Below are 17,747 nucleotides of genomic sequence, written 5' to 3' on the forward strand. Positions count from 1 at the left end.
TACTTAGTCTAAAGAAACCACACAATTGCGGCCTTGCTGTTTGGCTTTATATAAGGCTTTGTCTGCTAAGATAACTAGCTTATCAAGCTCAATGTCGCTAGGTAGAGCGCTAACCACGCCAATACTCAATGTTACCTTGTGTGTTTGTGCTACATTAGTTGAATCAAAGTACTCTCTTAAATTTTCAGCGATGTTGAGAGCGGCATCGGTGCTGGTATTCGGTAAAAAGATAAGGAACTCCTCGCCGCCCCAGCGCAAGGGAATATCGGAGTCGCGCAAACGCTGTTTTAATCGTTGTCCTACACTCTCTAGCACTTCATCTCCAACCACATGACCGTACTGGTCATTTATACGCTTAAACCAATCCAAATCAATAAGGATAATGGCCATCGGTGTTTTATTTCGTATACCCAGCTTCCACAGGGGGTAAACTAAATCAGAGAATGCGCGCCTGTTGTATAAGTTAGTCAATGGATCGAGCCTTGCGTTTGATTCTGCATTTTCGCGAGCTTTTTGGGCCATCTTAAAGTTAAAACCAAGCGAAATTGATAGTAGTGACATCTCCAATAGCATACCAATTTCAATCCCCCTAAACGCCCATTGGGAATAGGGTATAACACCCCAAGTAGCAAGACTCGATATGGTTGCGCCCCCAGCGCCCATCAAAATCGCAGGAACGAAAAACTTTGCCAAAGGATTGCCGTTTTTAAATGAAAAGTATCCTATTACTAGCATCCATATTGAGAGAGTAGTCAATATTACCAGCTGAGTCATAATTGCGATGGAACGATCATTTAGTAGCAACAAACAAAGCGCTACTGTTAACAAGCCGGCATATATCTTATTTCGAAAAGCATAAAGTGAGGGCAAATAAGTCCGTGTATTTAAAAACTCTAGCGTAAACATGACACCTGAAAACAAATAAACAAACATGAGCGTTGGCATCAGGTTTTGTTGCAAATAAATCGATTCGGGCCAGAGCTTCCAAAAGCCGTGGCCGGTATATGTAAAGTTAAAGATCGTGAAGGCGAATAAATATGCAGAATAGAATAAGTACCGACTTTCTTTTAAATAACCATAAAGGGCAATGTTGTAAATGAATAAAATGCTCAGTGCCCCATATAAAGCACCATAGAAATAGGCATTTGAAAACGCTACCGCAATATGGCTTTCTTGCGCACCAATGTAAATTGGTACGGTAAGGGGGTCTTTGGCTTTTATGCGAAAATAAACATCAGTTAATCCCTTTGGAAATTGATAGGGCACTGCAGGCATACGTCTTGCTAATGGGCGCTGCAAGAATGGCAGATTATCACCCAATGAAACGCGTTTTAGTATTCGCTTATTCTGCACAAAATAGATGTCAATTTCATCCAACCAGGCATTATCTATTTTTATGACTTGTGTGTAAGCATCATCACTTTCATTATTGATTTGTAAAACAGCCCATAAGGTCTTATTCGTAAATCCAAAGCTAACTTGAGATTGCTTATTGCGGACAAACTGTTGGTTTTCAAATGCCCTAACAGCATCATTAATTGTTAAGTCACCTGTTGTATCTGAAACTAGATAAAGTTGCTCATTAACAAGTTCGATGCCATTGTTAGGTTCGTTTGCGTAAACATTTCCAACGCTCACAACTATCGCGCTTATGATCATGATGGAAAATAAAAAAACGCGACACAGATACATCACAATGGACTCTTCCCGTTTTTACAATTACTGGTTCCCAGAACAAATCTCCAGATTAACTCTATTATTGCGCACAATTACGCAATAAGCCATTTATGCTTTATCGGCAGGGAAAGCGGATGTAAAAGGGGGGAGATATATTAAATACTTGAATCTTCGCCTTTCTTGCGAAGGCCTAATAGCGTTTTAGCTATGAGAAAAATAAAAAGAACCCAAGCTAGCTTTTAATCGTCTTTATCATTGAGTAATGTCAAACGGGGGGAACTACAATTGAATAAAGTGATGAAGTGTTGAATCAATACGAGATTGAAATTTTAGTTATTGATGCCAAACAGGGTAAAACATTGGCTATAGAAATGCTTTATAGGCACTTTGTGACGCCTATGCGCCGTTTTGCGTTGCTGAGGGTCGGTGACAAAATGCTTGCTGAGGACTTGGTGCAAAATGTGTGGATTAAGGTAGGCAAACGCCTAGCGAGGTTGAACAACGTCAGTTTGTTTCGGAGTTGGTTGTTTAGAGCCCTGCGCTGGGAAATATTGGATTGGCAGAAAAGTAGACAGCATATCTGTACACTTAATACCGAGAACATGGATCAAATTGTGGCTAACTCAGCAATAGATACCAGTGCCTTAGTCCCAATTTTGCAAAAACTTGAAAGTAATGAACGCGATGTTGTGGAGCTATACTACCTCAACGATTTGTCGTTGATAGAAACATCAATGGCCTTGGCAATACCTGAGGGCACAGTGAAATCAAGACTACACCGCGCAAGAGAAAAAATGCGTAAACAAATTGAAGAAGGAAGAAATGATGAATATTGATGAAAAAATAAAGCAAGATCTACTAGAGCAAAGCAAAGAACTTGACGATTTAATGAAAGAGAACGACAGCTTAAGTGGTTATTTGGGTGCAAGCTTCTCATCTGGTCTAGGTTGGTTGGTTAAAATAGGCTATTTACTGGCAACATTGTTGTCGATATTACTGTTTTATTGTGCTTATCAATTTTTCACCGCGACAGCAGAAAAAGAGGTCTTTTGGGGAATATGTTTAGTGATTGCTTTTCAAGCTCAAGTAGCAACCAAGCTATGGATTTTCATGCAGTCAAACCGCAGTTATCTTTCTAAAGAGTTGCGCTTGTTGATGTATCGCCGCCAATAAGTGATATTTGCGTGTGAACAAGCTATAAACACAGCTTAAGGCTTTGTTTCGCTTTGTTCACTTTCTTTTGTGATTAACTTCTCGCGATATTCAGGTGGTAAGCCAGAAAATTCGAGTGCATTAATAATGCGTTCGTCAGTTAGTGGATGCGAACTCAACAGTTTTTCAAAAGCGTTTGGATTATTGTCATCTAATTCAGAGAATTTTTGCATTGAACGCGCAAAGTCTACCGGATCTTTCCCTGTGCTTTGCAACTGTGCTAGCGCAAAGTTATCAGCTTCCCATTCAAGCTTTTGCGTAAACTGGTTGGTGGCAAGGGTGTTTCCAGCGCTGGCAAAGAAATCAAAAAAAGCGCTCACATCACCAATAAAAAAGTTGATAGCGATTGATGACACTATCGTTTGAGAAATTAAGCGCATGGAATGATGTTGTTCAACATGCCCAATTTCGTGCATAAAAATGGCTGTTAGAATATCTTCGTCATAATCTAGTAATTCAAGCAGTTGGTCGGTAAATACAATGGTACCGTTTGGAAGGGCAAAGGCGTTTGGTCCCATCGCTTCGGCGTTGCGAAAGAGTACTGTGTAGTTTTGATGTTCTAGTGACATTTCACTAATAAGCATTTCCCAGCTTTTTCGTAAAGCAGCGGTTTTTTCGGTGTCGGCTTCGCTTTCTCCAAGCACAGTAGAGTCAAGTGTTTTCAGGGTATGTTCTGAGGATATTTCAACGACTGCATCAGGAATGTAGGGCGCAAATACCACGGCTATTGCTGGCACAGCAACGGCAAAAATAAAATATAGAGCCAGTGGTACTGCAATAATTGACCCAATAACGGCTTTAGGTGAACGCTCCCAGCGGCTTACGTCACTTTTACCATTCGCAAGCCAAGGGTCGACTAAAGAATCTGATTCAAGCACCAATAAGCTTTTGTTCGGTAAAACTATGTCACGAGGGACGGAGCCAAGCTTGTCTGATATTGTTAATTCAGCGCGCTTAGCAGATACTGCTTGGCCATCAGATAGGGTAAAGTACATAAGCCCGCTGTCATGTAGCTTCACTTCTACAGCTTCAAACCCAGCGCCACCTGACGCAAAGTATTTACCCTCAACGATTATCATTATTGCTACCTTTAGCCTATAGATATATCAATATCAAATGCGCCTATGACTTCATCGGCTACCGCGCTTTCATTACCGCCACTTTTCGCGACTACCTCATCAATACCTTCTAATATTGAGATTTCAGTTGCACTGGTAAGCAAACGTGTTGTTCGTACCTTTACCCATGGATAGGCAAGCCCTAAGCTGAAAACTAACATAAAAAAGTTGGTGATGTTCAATAGAACCAAATCCAACACTTGAAGATCAGAGCTAAACACAGCAACATCTTCTATTCGCATATTGTTGTATACATGGTTGCGTATATACGCTTGATAAAAAGAAGTGCCTAGAACCAACACAAATAGATATATTATGATACCTACAAAAGCGGCGACTGACGCACCTAATGTAGCCCCGCCTTCACTGTCTATCATTCCTCCAGCTAAACCGCTCAAGCCTAAAACTGCACCAAAAACCATTACGCCGACAAACATGATCCCGCCCGATACCAACGTGGCAATATAATACTCACTTGCCTGAAGCGTTGGAGTGAATTTTTTGTCTCCGTAGGTCATGTTTTCATATAAAAACTCATCAATTTTCTTGAGTACCCAAGGCAAGGCTAGGTAAAAAGTGACGATTGCTAATATAGAGTATAAGAAAAACACAACATAAGCTCTGCCGTAACGCTTGGTGAAGTTAAAGCGAACATTTCGATAGGCCATCATACGCATTCTAAAGCGTACGCCCATGACAATAATAACTGGCGTAACGGCAAATAAAAATAAGAAAACCGGAACCGCAAAAATTGGACTGAAGTTAGAAGCGAGCACAAATATCACAAATAGTAAAAAGGCAATTACGCGGCCAACTAAGATTTGAATAGGGGTCGCAAGGTAAGATAGGCGATGCCCAGCAATTTCAGTATTGGAATAGAAGTAACGCTTAGTTCTTACGGTGGCCCAAGCAGAGTAGATACCCAAGGTCACAATCGATAAAAACAAATTAACAATCCAAATGGCGAAATACTCAGTGCCGTTGCCATGAAATTTTACCCGCTCTTTAGCGATCACTTGCTTATCATCAACTTGTGGAGAAGCATGTATTGCGTTTCTCTCCTCAATAAGCCGGTGTAACATTTCAGCCCTTTCAGGATAAATGTCTTTGTCGATACTGGCGTAAGCTTGCTTGAGTTCTTCGAGGGAATAATAGGTGTAGTCGATGTTATCAGTTTGATTGTCTGACATTTAATATCCTTATTGTGTTTCCATTGAGTTACAACAAAGCGCATGCTTTGAGAGCGCGCGCTTTAATTCAGAGTCCAAAAATACCTGAATTTATAAGGCAAAGGAAGAGTTTTGCCCGTTTCTTAAGCATTTCCCTCGCATATATTTGTAAATACTCGTGATTTTATAACAGCGAAGTGCAGGGCTTTCATATTCGTGAATCAATTTTACAGGTAACTGCATTCAAAATAGACGTAATGCTTAATATTTTTGTATTCCCCTGAGTCATTGTACTTGTCACCTCTAGTGTTCCGTTTTTACATGAAGTATTGCACTTTTACATGTTCGAATTTTTATTTGGCAGAAGCGTGTTTGTATCGTATTGAAATTTATGGCTTTTATGTGTTGTTCTTACTGGCATGGTGTTTGTAATAGTGTGTGTATCTAATAGGCTACCATTTTACATAAGTTCATTTAGGAGACTCTATGTTTATTGAAACAGTGAAAACAGAAGGCATAGCTCACTTGTCCTATGTCGTAACTTGCAACGGCCAAGCTTGCGTAGTAGATCCCCAATTAGATTTTGTGCAATACATAAAACTTGCCGCGAAGCACAATTGTCGAATTACCCATATTTTTGAAACCCACAGGAATGAAGACTTTATTTCAGGCGCTGTTGGCTTAGCTAAGCAAACAGGAGCTTCGGTGTATCATGGTGAAAACGCAGATAAAACAATATGCTACGCACAAACCACTAAAGATGGCGATACATTTAGTATTGGCAGTGCTCAAATTAAGGTTTTAGCAACGCCAGGGCATACTAAAGACAGTATTTGTTTAGCCTTAGCCGACACTAATTATTCAACCAATCCAATCGCTGTTTTTACAGGTGACACTTTGTTTGTATCAGATGTGGGTAGAACCGATTTTTATCCTGACGAGAAAAAAGAAATGGCAAGCAGCCTATACGACAGCTTAGAAAAACTACTGCAGTTAGGGGATGAAGTTCAGGTGTATCCGGCGCACGGAGCTGGTTCTGTTTGTGGCGGTGGTATGGCAGATCGTGAGTTTACTACCATAGGATATGAACGCAAAAATAACCCCATGCTAAATAAAGAGAGCAAAGAAGCATTTGTTGATGCAAAAGTTAACGAGACCCATTACTACGCGCCTTACTTTGAGACCATGGAAGAATCGAATGTAAAAGGCATTGAGAAGCAAATAAGTCAAAACCTTTGCCAGCCCTTAACAAATGAGCAAAAAGAGGCGTGGTTAGCGCACGACGATAGGCCCGGCATTATTATTGACGTGCGCTCGGAGCAAAGTTTCAGAGAAGGTCATCTCCGCGGTAGCTTGTGCTTTCCGGGTTCGCTTTTAAGCGCTTACGCAGGTTGGGTGCTACCTTATAATACGAAGTTATTAATTGTGAGTGACGATCACAATCAAGCACAAAGTGCTTATATGCAATTGTCTCGAATGGGATACTTTGACTGTGAGGGATATATAACTACCATTCCTGCTCGTGCCGAAAAAAACGACTCGCTAATTGACAGCGTTGACAGCGTGAGTGCAGACGAGGTAGAAAAACGCTTATCTGACAAAAAAGGAAATTGGATCTTGTTAGATGTACGCAAATCCGACGAAGTCAACAATATGCCCTTACCCGGTGCAACACATGCTTACCTTGGGCACTTGGCAACGTCGATGGAAGATTACAAGCCAGACATTAAATATACTTGTATGTGTGGCAGCGACAAACGCGCGACTGTCGCCGCAAGTATCCTAAAACGTAACGGTATCAAGCTAGTCGATGTGTTTGAGGGATCTTTTAAAGGATGGATGAAATACCAAAAATAGTCTTTGAGTAGCGGTTTACCCACTGGCACAAAAGGCTTGGTTTTCAGCTTATTTTGTAATTTGTTGCATCCAAAATGGATAGTGCGTAGTTTAATGTATAAACAGGGGAGATAAATATGGAACATGAAGAACTTCTCGATTTACTACGCAAAGTCGCAAATCGAGATCAAGTAGCATTTGAAACGCTGTACGAAAAAACATGCGGCCAGCTTTTCGCTGTGGCGTTAAAAATGCTACAAAATAAAGAAAGTGCAGAAGAGGCTTTGCAAGAAGCCTTTATCCGCATTTGGTACAAAGCTGATTATTACAAAGAGGGTCAAGGGACAGTTCTTACGTGGATGGTAAGCATTGTGCGTTATCGCTCATTAGATATGTTGCGTAGCAAAAAGGTAAGAAAAGAGGACACCTTAACTGACCAAGCTGAAAATTCTGTTGAAGAGGATATCTTTTCACCGGGATTAAAAGATCCTAATAATCTTAAACTCAATGATTGTATGGAACAACTAGACCTGCAACAAAAGCAAGCCATTCATTTGGCTTACTTTCAGGGCTTGTCACATTCAGAGGTGGTGACTCATTTAGATTCGCCTTTAGGAACAATAAAGAGCTGGATTCGCCGGGGTCTTTCAAGTTTGCAGAGGTGTTTAGGACTATGAATTATAATAAACCCCAACTTATATCAGCCCTAGCTGCTGAGTATGTATTAGGTACGCTTCGCGGTAAGGCAAGAGACCGTTTTGAAAAGCTAAAATTTGCTAACGAAACAATTTTGCAAGAGGTATCGTATTGGGAATCAAAACTCAATGGGCTTTCTCTTGAGCTTGAAGCCGTTGCCCCAGAAGCGCTGGTTTGGCAAAGAATTCAGCATAAACTGAACTTTGTTAGCCAAGACGATGAAGTACAAAAAGAAATACAAAGTGAAGAACCCAATAAAGTGATTGATGTAGACTTTAAAGGGGCTAAGAACCGTGCTTGGCAATGGACATCTGGTTTGGCAATTGCGGCAAGCCTAATGCTGGCTGTATTGTTAGTAAACAATATTACTAGCGTCAAAGATGTTCAAGTACAAAGCGTTGCGGTTGTTACAAATGAAGACGCTAAGCTGATGTGGTCGTTCAGTATTCTCGAAGACGAAATAGAAGTTAGAAGGTCGACATTAGTTCCTCGCTTGGCGAATAACGACTATCAGTTATGGATAGTGCCAGCGTCGGGTGCTGCGCCAATATCTATTGGTGTTATGCAACAAATAAAGAATCTGAAATTACAAAAGCCTGAGATTTTCGACAACATCGAAATCGCAGCCCTTGCAGTAAGTAAAGAGCCCTTAGGTGGTTCTCCTACGGGAGCGCCTACTGAAGTGCTTTATGCAGCCGAACTTGCAACTTTGTAATTGTAGGAACTTAAGCGAACTCAGCGATACCTAAACTCTAGGTATCGCACAATTAATTTATAGTACTAGTTCGTTAACATAGAAATAGACACCAACAAAAGCCTAAATTTTGTTGGTGTTTTTTTGTGCCGAAAAAACATGTCCACTGACCCTGCTTCGCCATCAATTAGTGCTATAAAAAATTAATTTAACTTTCTTGCATCCAATATCAATAACTGCGCGTTTGGCTTTGTGACACTCAATGAAATTTGATAAATAAAAAGGGAAACATCATGCAAAAAACGAAAATTTCTAAAATAATAAGTACGCTGTTAACCATTGCAATAGCAGGTAGTGCGGCTGCTTCAAGCCATAGAGAAGCGCCAAATATTACGCGCTTTCCTACATTAGATTCTACCGACTTCTATGTGTTTAATAGTTATGAAGAAGGCCGAGGTGATTACGTCACCCTCATTGCAAACTACATTCCATTGCAAGACGCATATGGCGGCCCTAACTACTTCGCTATGGACCCACATGCAACCTACAGTATTCATATCGACAACGATGGCGACGCCGTTGAAGATTTAAGTTACACCTTTAACTTCAATAAAATGTTAGCTAACAATAACCAAGGTATTGCCTTGAATGTAGGTCCAGAAGGAGCTCAAAAGTCAATTTCTGTGCCTTTAGTCAACGTTGGTGGCATTAGCGCTGCTGATCAAGGCGCGGCAAATTTCAAAGAAAGTTATGCAATAACGCTTATCACTGGCGATATGGCAACAGGTACTCAACAAGCCGTTACTAATGTTACTGCTGGGGGTGCTGTGTTTGCAAAACCACTAGATTTCATAGGAAACAAAACCTTTAGCAGTGCACAAGGTTATATGGAATATGCCAATAGCTTTGTTTACGAAATTGCCATTCCCAATTGTAGCGCCATGGGTCAGGTTTTCGTTGGGCAGCGCAAAGACCCCTTCGTAGTTAATTTAGGTAAAACCTTTGACTTGGTTAACTATGTACCGGTGGAAGGTGATAGTGCGCCAGGTGCGGGTGATGGTGCTGGGTTTCCGGGTGGCATAACGCAAAACAGTGACAACGACGACCTTTTAGATAAAAACGTAACCAGTATCGCTCTTGAAATTCCTAAGAGTTGCCTAACGGGTTCTGGAAATGGCTCAATTGGTGCGTGGACAACTGCGAGCTTACCACAAGCAAGAATATTGAATCCAAATGCGAGCTTCGATAAAACCGAAGTCAATGGCGGTGCGCTTACGCAAGTTTCGCGTTTAGGGTCGCCGTTGGTGAACGAATTGGTAATTGGTATAAAAGATAAAGATAAGTTTTCGTCATCACATCCTAGTGCCGATGGACAATTTGCAGACTATGTAACGCATCCGTCGTTACCAGAGTTACTTAATATCTTATTCAAAGATGCCGTAAACACCACTCTAGGAGCCAATATTGAAACCCTTGCGCCTACCAATTTTCCTAGAACGGATTTGGTAGCTGCTTTCTTAACCGGTGTTGAGGGCGTGAACCAATTACAAACGGTGACACCTTCAGAAATGTTACGTTTAAACACAGGTATTGCTGCCACACCTATGATGCAGCAGTCTTCATTTGGGGTGGCCGGCGATGACTTGGCTGGTTTTCCAAATGGACGTCGCCCTGGTGATGACGTTGTAGATATTGCATTAAGAGTCACAATGGGAGCCTTGTGCCATGATATTCCAGTGGCGGGTACGCCTACTAATTTAGGCTTTTGTATGCCAGAAGATGCCAGCGTAGGTAATGTGCCATTTACCGATGGTGCGCCTAGCAATGCCAACATGATGATGGGTGAATTTCCATATTTAGCCGCCCCAATCGCTGGCTCAGAATAATAGGAGGAAGTAATGAAGATATATAACACTGGATTTAAACTAAGTGTGATTACCATCCTACTAGGTGGCCTAAGTGGCTGTTTTGATAGCGATAGTGATAAAGATGATGTGAAGGTGAATAACCCACCTTCAGCAATGTCTATCGATATTATTACGCAAACAGAAACCGCCGTTACTGAACGTATTCCAGCCTCAGACCCGGATGCAGAGGCCTTGATTATTAAAATTGACCAAGAGCCAATGTTGGGTAGTTTGAGCATCAATAATGATTCTACGTTCACCTATGTGCCCTTTGCTGAACAAACGGGAGCAGACAGCTTTAGCTTTACCGTAAGTGATGCCGGTGGGCTTGAAGCGAGCGCTACGGTCGGAATAAGCATTGAAGCGTTGCAAGTGCCCTTTACGCAGTTTTCACGAGACGTGTTCGCAGCAGATGCAATGACTGAAGCTCGCGCGATAAACGGGCGAGAGTTTATTCAAGATGGAATGGGTAGCCAAGATTATCAAGATCTTATCGACAACAACTAGAAAGTTTCGTCACGGATGGCACTTTAACTAGAACGTTTAGCCAAGGATGGCATTTTAACTTTCGCTTTATTTACAACAACAAGCGAGAACAAATAATGCGTGCACTACTATTTAGTATTTTATGTTTAACATGCGGGTCGCTAAGCGCAAAAGAAGCATATATTCCTCATAACCCAAATAAAGTCATTGTAAAGTGGTCTGTAGATAGTCGCGACATCATACCAAAAGAAGAAATCACTCGCTTATTGGATAAAGCAAAATACCCTGGGAATAGCCACTACTATGCACAAGCTGCGCTATTGCTAAAAGAGATCACAACTAAAAACAAAGATCGTGAGTTGCAATATTACGAGGCGGTGATTAAACAGTACTACCACGAATTCGCCAAAAGCAGCGATATTTTAGAATCGCTCATTAAAACCCATTCAAGTCACTTAAACGCGCGTTTATTACTGGCTAATACCTATGCTGTTCAAGGGTATTTTACTGACGCCAAAAGCATGTGTTCTAGCTTGGTAGGGCGCATAGAAAATATATTAGCAGCGGCATGTTTATTGAATATTGATGCGCAAAAAGGTAACGAAGAAGATATAAGAGTCGCAGTCAATTCCTTATCTACTTTCTCAAAGTCTCACCCTTCTGAAAATATACAAAGCCAAGTATACATTGATGAAATTATTGCGAGCATGGCAAGTTATATAGATGATTATGCATTCGCCGACGAAATTCTTTCAGAGCATGTTAACAAAAATGTACCGGTTAGTTTTTGGGTGCTTTGGGCTGACGTACAGCTAGCCTTAGAAAGGCCCAATGAAGTATTGGAAAAACTTGGCAAAGTTGTTACTAACACCCAGAATCAAGACGACGCGCTTTTGCTTAGGCTTGCGCTTGCCGAGCAAAAGTATGATAGGCAGTCTACGCTTTGGTTTAACAAAATAAGAGAACGTATATTGTTGCGTGAGCAGCGCCAAGACGAAGAACATGCTTTTGATATTGCGCTTTACTACTTCAAGCTCGCACCAAACTTAGTGCGTGCAGAGAAATGGGCGAAGATAAATTGGGCAAATGCGAAAAATAAAGAAGACGCGCTTTTGCTGGCTAACATCCAAAGTAAAGTGACTAGTGTAGATATGCAGGCTTCTCTTGCTAATACGAAGGAATATTAACAATGAAAACAGTATGGTGTGTTGTTTTATTTCTAAGTCTTTTTAGCAAAGCCTACGCCCACGAATTAAGTACAAGCTTTATTTCGGCGAACATCGACAACGACGGACTCTTGAAGGGGTCAATAAAGCTAAAATTGCTTGATCTAAAAGAAGCGGTTGTTCTCGACACGAATAATAACGGAGAACTGACATGGGCAGAAATAGAGCAGGGATCAGAGCAGGTTGCTAGATATATTCAAAAAGGCGTATTGTTTAGTCGAGATAACAACATCTGTCCTTTAAAAATAAGTCCCCAAATGATGTTAGAAGAACAAAGCGCGGCAACATACTTGCTTGTTGATTATACAGCCCAGTGCAGTCCCAATGGAAGTCTCACCCTAAGCTACAAATTGTTGTTTGATTTATTCGACAATCACAAAGCCATTGTGTCGGTGAACGATGCACAAAATGATTATTTGAGTGTGCTTAGCGACAGCGAAACACCTACCACGTTTTCTTTACAGTCAACAGGCAAATTACATACCTTTGGCGTCTTTTTGTACCAAGGGATCGTGCATATTCTCATTGGTTTTGACCATATTTTGTTTTTGCTCACTTTATTACTGACCGTCAGTTTATACAGAGCAAACAATCGCTGGCATGCGATTGAGAGCACAAGCAGCATTTTCAAGCGTACCTTGTGGATCGTGACCTCTTTCACAATCGCGCACTCTATCACCTTATCGGGAACTGCTCTTGGGATCATTCCGGTATTTGGCTCATGGATTGAAGTTGTGATTGCAGCATCAATATTGTTTAACGTTATCAACAATATTTTTCCGATGCTGAGCCGCTTGAGCTTAATCACCTTTATCTTTGGTTTGATTCATGGGATGGGATTTGCGGGCGCCCTTGCTGAACTCGGCTTGCCTGAAAATCAAAAGTTGATGAGCGTACTTGCTTTCAACTTTGGTGTTGAACTTGGCCAGCTACTCATCTTGATTGTTGTTTTACCGCTACTAATTAAAGTGCGCTATACGATGTTCTACAAAAATAAAGCGATGCCTTTTTTGTCTATATTTATAGGCCTGCTGGCGGTTTATTGGATAATAACGAGGTTATAAGTCATCAAGGTAGCCGATTAGCTACAATTTTGGGAGTAGTAAAGGCTTCAACAAGCTAAAAACCAACCAATAAAAACGAGGGCGAGTCTATAAGCAGAGGCTTGAAAGTAAACAACTTTGGGCTAAATAAGCTGGTTGCATCAACATTGATTTATGTTTACTCTAATCCAGTTGAACGAAAGACCAGCAATTAGAGTATTAGTAAGCTCTGCGCAGTTTATAAATAGTATCGAGCTTTTACGTCTTTATAGGAATCTACATGTCTCTTCCAATTGTCATTTGTGACGATTCATCATTTGCACGCAAGGCGATTGCGCGCTCGCTTCCTGATGGGTGGGATGTAAAAATCAATTTTGCCGAAAACGGCCAACAAGCAATAGATCAAATTGAAAAGGGCAATGCCCATGTGTTGTTTCTCGATTTAAATATGCCGGTAATGGACGGCTATGAAACCATGAAGATTATCCGCGAATACGATTTGCAAACCATGGTGATTGTTGTTTCAGGCGATATTCAAGACGAGGCTCGCACTAGAATGCTTGGCTTAGGGGCATTGGAGTTTATTGAAAAACCTATTAACAATGCAAAGCTCGTCGGTATTCTGAAAAAATACGGGATTTACGACGGCGACGGTAACAGCGGTAAACGACAACAAGCTAATCAAACTGGCCATGAACTCAACGATAAACTCGATTTGTTTCGTGAGGTTTGTAATGTCGCGATGGGTCGCGCCGGTAAAAACCTCGCTAAGCTCCTTAATATTTTTGTTGAACTTCCCGTACCTAATATTAGTATCGTCCATAGTAACGAATTGAGCATGGCTATTGCCGAAATTGATCGAAATGAATCTGTATCGGCGGTTTCTAAAGGCTTTGTAGCACAAGGTTTAAAAGGCGAAGCGATAATATTGTTCAGCGATACCCACATCAAAAGCTTAAATGCACTGCTGGGTTTTGATGAAGAAGAAGAGATTTCTGAATTAAGAACTCTCATGGATATTTCTAATATCATAGTGGGAGCTTGTTTGAGAGGTATCGCAAATCAATTGCAATTAGATATTACTCATACCACCCCCATTGTTTTGGGAATGCATTGTAATTTAGAAGAGTTAGTAAGTAAGAATGTGTCTCGTTGGGAAGAGTTATTGATGGTCGAAATCGCGTATTCCATACCATCTGAAAAAGTTAACTTTGAGCTGCTTCTCCTTTTGCCAAAGGATTGCCTAAATAGTACTTATGAGCGTTTAGTATCCTTAGGAGAAACGCACAGTGCCTAAGTCAAACGCAGTATTAGAATCAACTCAATGGTTAGGTGAGATACTTTCCTCACTAGAAATGGGCATTGTCATCACCGACAAAGATTTTAGGGTTGAGCTGTGGAATCAATTTATGCAAAACCACAGTCAAAAAGAACCCAGTCAAGTGGTAGGAAAAACCCTCGATGAACTTTTCCCAGACATTAATCGCCGATGGTTGACACGTAAATGTAATCCGGTTTTTGCACTAGCAACGCCTGTTTTTTTGATCTGGGAACAACGACATTATTTGTTCAAATTTGATGCCAGTCGCCCCGTTACCTCCAACACCGATTACATGTTTCAAAACATAACGATTACCCCTTTGCTTGATAGCAGTGGCAACGTTGAAAAGCTGTGTTTTTTGATTTATGACGTTACCGATCAAGCATTAAATAAAATGCGTGTAGAAGGTCTAAATAGCAAACTTGAAACGATCAGTCGGGTTGATGGGTTAACCGGTTTGTACAATCGACGCTATTGGCAAGAAAGATTTGAAAGAGAATTTAAACTAAGCGTTCGCAACAAGTCACATGTATCTCTTATCATGCTAGACATTGACAATTTTAAAGCGGTAAACGATTGTTACGGACACTTAACTGGTGACGAAGTAATTCGCAATATTTCGAAGGTAATCCGTTCTGCCATTAGAGAAACCGATATTGCAGGGCGCTATGGTGGCGAAGAGTTTGTGGTCATGTTACCCGATACATCTTGTGATAATGCGGTAGTGGTTGCCGAGCGTATACGCGAAATGGTAATGAATGCCCAAGTAAAATATGAAAACCATGAGCTTGAGTATACTTGTAGCTTAGGCGTCGCGCCAAAACTGTCGAGCTATAGTAAACCGCAAATGTGGATTGAAGCTGCTGATAAAGCCTTATATGTCGCAAAACAAAGTGGCAGAAACAAGGTTGTTGTGTCTTCAGATAGCTAAATAGCTGATCATATTAGAAATTCATCTTAATTTAGTATAGGAAGGTTTATGCATATAGTTTGTTCATCGTGCGCCGCGATTAATCGAATCCCTGAAGGAAAAAGCCATACAGATGCAAAGTGCGGTAGTTGTAAGGCGCTTGTTTACACGGGCCAACCGGTCAACTTATCGGATGCAAATTTTTATCGCTATATTGAGAAAAATGACTTACCCGTTTTAGTCGATTTTTGGGCCGACTGGTGTGGTCCATGTAAATCAATGGCCCCTACATTTACTAAAGTAGCGCTTGAATCTGAAGGTATTTTGTTTGCGAAAGTTGATACGCAAAAAGCGCAACAAGTTGGTGCCCAAGCACATATTCGTTCAATACCAACATTGATATTTTTTCATAAAGGCAAAGAAATGGAACGTATATCTGGTGCGCTTAATCAACAACAAATGAAACAATTTATAATGCAATGCCTTAGTAAACTTTAATTGGCGTAAATGTCATTGTGGCCGACAACAGTAGAGGGTTTGAAGCTTAGAGCAAGGGTATAGCTGCGTATTAAGATTGGCAAATGACTAAAAAACACGTGAAAGACATTAGGGTAAAGCACACCGATGTCGCCATCATTGGCGGTGGATTGGCAGGACTTTACGCGGCAAACCAGCTTGAGTCTCGAGAAATTCCTTATCAACTCTTTGAAAGTAAATCCATTTTTGGCGGCAGGGTCGCGGGTATTCCTAGCGCTGTGGCTACGCCAAATTTTTACGATATGGGGCCAGCGTGGATATTTCCTCACCACCACTTAATGCAAGAATTAGTTAGGCATATGGGATTGTCAGTCTTCCCTCAATATACCAATGGTGAAGTGCTGTATCAGTTTGAAAATATTAGGGATCCCCGCAGGATCTCGAACAGTCCAGCGCAAGTAACGTATAGAGTCAGAGGCGGTTTATATTCTTTGATTAGGCAACTTACACGTAACGCAGATCAAAATCGCCTCAATGCTAAACATACAATACGCAGTGTTGTAAAAAACGGTAGTACTTGGAAACTAAGTGCAAGTGCGGATGGGGTAGAGGTTCAGACAATTTGTAAACACCTTATGTTTGCAATTCCTCCACGCATCCTTGCGCGTGATTTTGCTCGCGCCGGCTTTATGAATAACATATTAGAGCAACAGCTTAAACAATCTCAAACGTGGATGTCAGCGCAAGCAAAAGCGGTGATTACCTATCCACGACCATTTTGGAGAGAACAAGGTTTGTCTGGTCAGGCATTTAGTCAAGTCGGTCCGATGGTCGAGATCCACGATGCTTGTTGTAGTGATGAAGACGGTTTTGCTTTGTTTGGTTTTATAGGAATACCCGCAACTCAGCGCTTACGAGAATCTCAAAAAGAGCTGAAGAAAGCTTGTATCAAACAACTTGGCGATATTTTTGGGCATAATGCTTATCGATTTGAAAAATGCTACATAAAGGATTGGGCGAAAGATTCAGATGTATGTACAGGCCAAGACCAATCTGAAGGTTCCCGCCATCCCCACTTAAATTTGCAAACATGTGAAAGTGCTTTGCTTGGGGAAAACATTTATTTAGCCGGTAGTGAGTTTGCAACGGCCGAGGCCGGTTATTTGGAAGGCGCATTAATTGCAGTCAATGCCGCTCTGAAAAAGCTAGAAAGCCGCATGTGAGCGAACAGATCCCTTACGATAAATGCATGATTTTTAAACAGTTGCTTAATATAGCAATCGATCTTAATATTAGGCTACAAATCCCCGACTAGGACTAGAAATGGCGAGAACCCGCGAGTTTAATGCCGATATTGCGCTGAAAAAAGCAACTGAATTGTTTTGGGAACTCGGTTACGCCAATACGTCTATGCGTGAAATGGTTAAGCATACCGGTGTCGCACACGCTGGACTTTATACTGCATTTGGTGGCAAGGAGGAGTTGTTTTTAGCAGCCTTAGAGAAATATGAACAGCGTATCTTTTCGTACTTATTCAGCGGATTGGAGTCTGAGCGGGCTTCGCTTAAAGATATTAAAAAACTGTTCTCATTTATAACCGGCGCAAGTGACGACAAGTACTTCAAAAATGGCTGTTTTATTGCTAATACAGCACTAGAGTTTAGTGGTAGCTCTGATGCTATTGACACAATCCTCAAACGTACTTTTAACCGCCAAGTTAAAGCATTTGAACATGCTTTACGCCACTCGGTCTCTCAAGGTTTGATCAAGGAAACGGTTAATGTTGAAGAAACGGCGGCCTCACTAACGGTCCTTTTTTATGGGTGTTCGTCACTCACGCGAATGAGAGCGCCGACCGATGCTATTGAACGAGCCATCAGCTCAACACTTGCCGCAATTGAACGCTAGTATTTACTCGCCTTAACCTATGTAACTATATAATTTCCACCTATTTGAAGTATTGCTGTATTTAGCC

At 41.2% G+C, this 17,747-nt stretch carries 17 protein-coding genes; 14 read left to right on the forward strand and 3 right to left on the reverse strand.

What is annotated here, in order from left to right; all coding sequences use genetic code 11:
• Positions 1-3: 3 nt before the first annotated feature.
• Positions 4-1,638 carry a diguanylate cyclase gene (locus tag AC0L6H_RS06935; protein WP_473393389.1) on the reverse strand — a complete coding sequence of 545 codons (1,635 nt, stop codon included), beginning with the start codon at positions 1,636-1,638 and terminating at the stop codon, positions 4-6.
• Between the two features lie 341 nt (positions 1,639-1,979).
• On the opposite strand from AC0L6H_RS06935, the gene AC0L6H_RS06940 reads away from it, so the two are divergent.
• Positions 1,980-2,513, forward strand: a complete 534-nt coding sequence (locus AC0L6H_RS06940; RefSeq protein WP_473393391.1) for an RNA polymerase sigma factor — start codon at positions 1,980-1,982, stop codon at positions 2,511-2,513.
• Positions 2,500-2,850 (forward strand): DUF6768 family protein, encoded by a 351-nt coding sequence (locus tag AC0L6H_RS06945; protein WP_473393392.1) that lies wholly within the window; start codon positions 2,500-2,502, stop codon positions 2,848-2,850. The genes AC0L6H_RS06940 and AC0L6H_RS06945 overlap by 14 nt, the downstream gene beginning before the upstream one ends.
• Before the next feature lie 35 nt (positions 2,851-2,885).
• Here AC0L6H_RS06945 and AC0L6H_RS06950 read toward each other — a convergent pair whose 3' ends face one another.
• Together AC0L6H_RS06950 and AC0L6H_RS06955 are read right to left on the reverse strand one after the other, a co-directional pair.
• Entirely contained in the window at positions 2,886-3,968 is a 1,083-nt protein-coding gene (locus tag AC0L6H_RS06950; protein WP_473393394.1) for a M48 family metallopeptidase, read from the reverse strand.
• An 11-nt stretch (positions 3,969-3,979) separates the two neighbouring features.
• Positions 3,980-5,197: a YjgN family protein gene (locus AC0L6H_RS06955; RefSeq protein ID WP_473393395.1), complete on the reverse strand. Its 1,218-nt coding sequence runs from the start codon at positions 5,195-5,197 to the stop codon at positions 3,980-3,982.
• Positions 5,198-5,662: 465 nt separating this feature from the next.
• On the opposite strand from AC0L6H_RS06955, the gene AC0L6H_RS06960 reads away from it, so the two are divergent.
• The 12 genes from AC0L6H_RS06960 to AC0L6H_RS07015 all read left to right on the forward strand — a co-directional run bounded on the left by AC0L6H_RS06960 (position 5,663) and on the right by AC0L6H_RS07015 (position 17,680).
• Positions 5,663-7,033, forward strand: coding sequence for an MBL fold metallo-hydrolase (locus AC0L6H_RS06960; protein ID WP_473393396.1), 1,371 nt, complete (start codon positions 5,663-5,665; stop codon positions 7,031-7,033).
• Between the two features lie 116 nt (positions 7,034-7,149).
• Complete coding sequence (locus AC0L6H_RS06965) at positions 7,150-7,689, forward strand: sigma-70 family RNA polymerase sigma factor (RefSeq protein ID WP_473393398.1); 540 nt, start codon at positions 7,150-7,152, stop codon at positions 7,687-7,689.
• Positions 7,686-8,423, forward strand: coding sequence for an anti-sigma factor (locus tag AC0L6H_RS06970; RefSeq protein ID WP_473393399.1), 738 nt, complete (start codon positions 7,686-7,688; stop codon positions 8,421-8,423). The genes AC0L6H_RS06965 and AC0L6H_RS06970 overlap by 4 nt, the downstream gene beginning before the upstream one ends.
• A 272-nt stretch (positions 8,424-8,695) precedes the next feature.
• On the forward strand, positions 8,696-10,288 hold the full coding sequence (locus tag AC0L6H_RS06975) for a DUF4331 domain-containing protein (RefSeq protein WP_473393401.1): 1,593 nt from the start codon (positions 8,696-8,698) through the stop codon (positions 10,286-10,288).
• Positions 10,289-10,300: 12 nt separating this feature from the next.
• The gene (locus AC0L6H_RS06980) at positions 10,301-10,816 is read left to right on the forward strand and encodes an Ig-like domain-containing protein (RefSeq protein ID WP_473393402.1); all 516 of its coding nucleotides are present in this window, start codon (positions 10,301-10,303) and stop codon (positions 10,814-10,816) included.
• Between the two features lie 95 nt (positions 10,817-10,911).
• The gene (locus AC0L6H_RS06985; protein ID WP_473393404.1) at positions 10,912-11,982 is read left to right on the forward strand and encodes a tetratricopeptide repeat protein; all 1,071 of its coding nucleotides are present in this window, start codon (positions 10,912-10,914) and stop codon (positions 11,980-11,982) included.
• Positions 11,983-11,984: 2 nt separating this feature from the next.
• Positions 11,985-13,085 carry a HupE/UreJ family protein gene (locus tag AC0L6H_RS06990; protein WP_473393405.1) on the forward strand — a complete coding sequence of 367 codons (1,101 nt, stop codon included), beginning with the start codon at positions 11,985-11,987 and terminating at the stop codon, positions 13,083-13,085.
• Positions 13,086-13,344: 259 nt separating this feature from the next.
• Positions 13,345-14,361, forward strand: a complete 1,017-nt coding sequence (locus AC0L6H_RS06995; protein ID WP_473393406.1) for a response regulator — start codon at positions 13,345-13,347, stop codon at positions 14,359-14,361.
• Entirely contained in the window at positions 14,354-15,316 is a 963-nt protein-coding gene (locus AC0L6H_RS07000; RefSeq protein WP_473393407.1) for a sensor domain-containing diguanylate cyclase, read from the forward strand. The genes AC0L6H_RS06995 and AC0L6H_RS07000 overlap by 8 nt, the downstream gene beginning before the upstream one ends.
• Positions 15,317-15,364: 48 nt before the next feature.
• The gene (gene trxC / locus AC0L6H_RS07005; protein ID WP_473393408.1) at positions 15,365-15,793 is read left to right on the forward strand and encodes a thioredoxin TrxC; all 429 of its coding nucleotides are present in this window, start codon (positions 15,365-15,367) and stop codon (positions 15,791-15,793) included.
• An 83-nt stretch (positions 15,794-15,876) separates the two neighbouring features.
• A complete protein-coding gene (locus AC0L6H_RS07010) occupies positions 15,877-16,995 on the forward strand; it encodes a flavin monoamine oxidase family protein (protein ID WP_473393409.1) in 1,119 nt (372 codons plus the stop codon).
• Positions 16,996-17,095: 100 nt separating this feature from the next.
• Positions 17,096-17,680, forward strand: a complete 585-nt coding sequence (locus AC0L6H_RS07015) for a TetR/AcrR family transcriptional regulator (RefSeq protein WP_473393410.1) — start codon at positions 17,096-17,098, stop codon at positions 17,678-17,680.
• Positions 17,681-17,747: the final 67 nt, after the last annotated feature.

This window comes from Glaciecola sp. G7-5 (assembly GCF_055808975.1).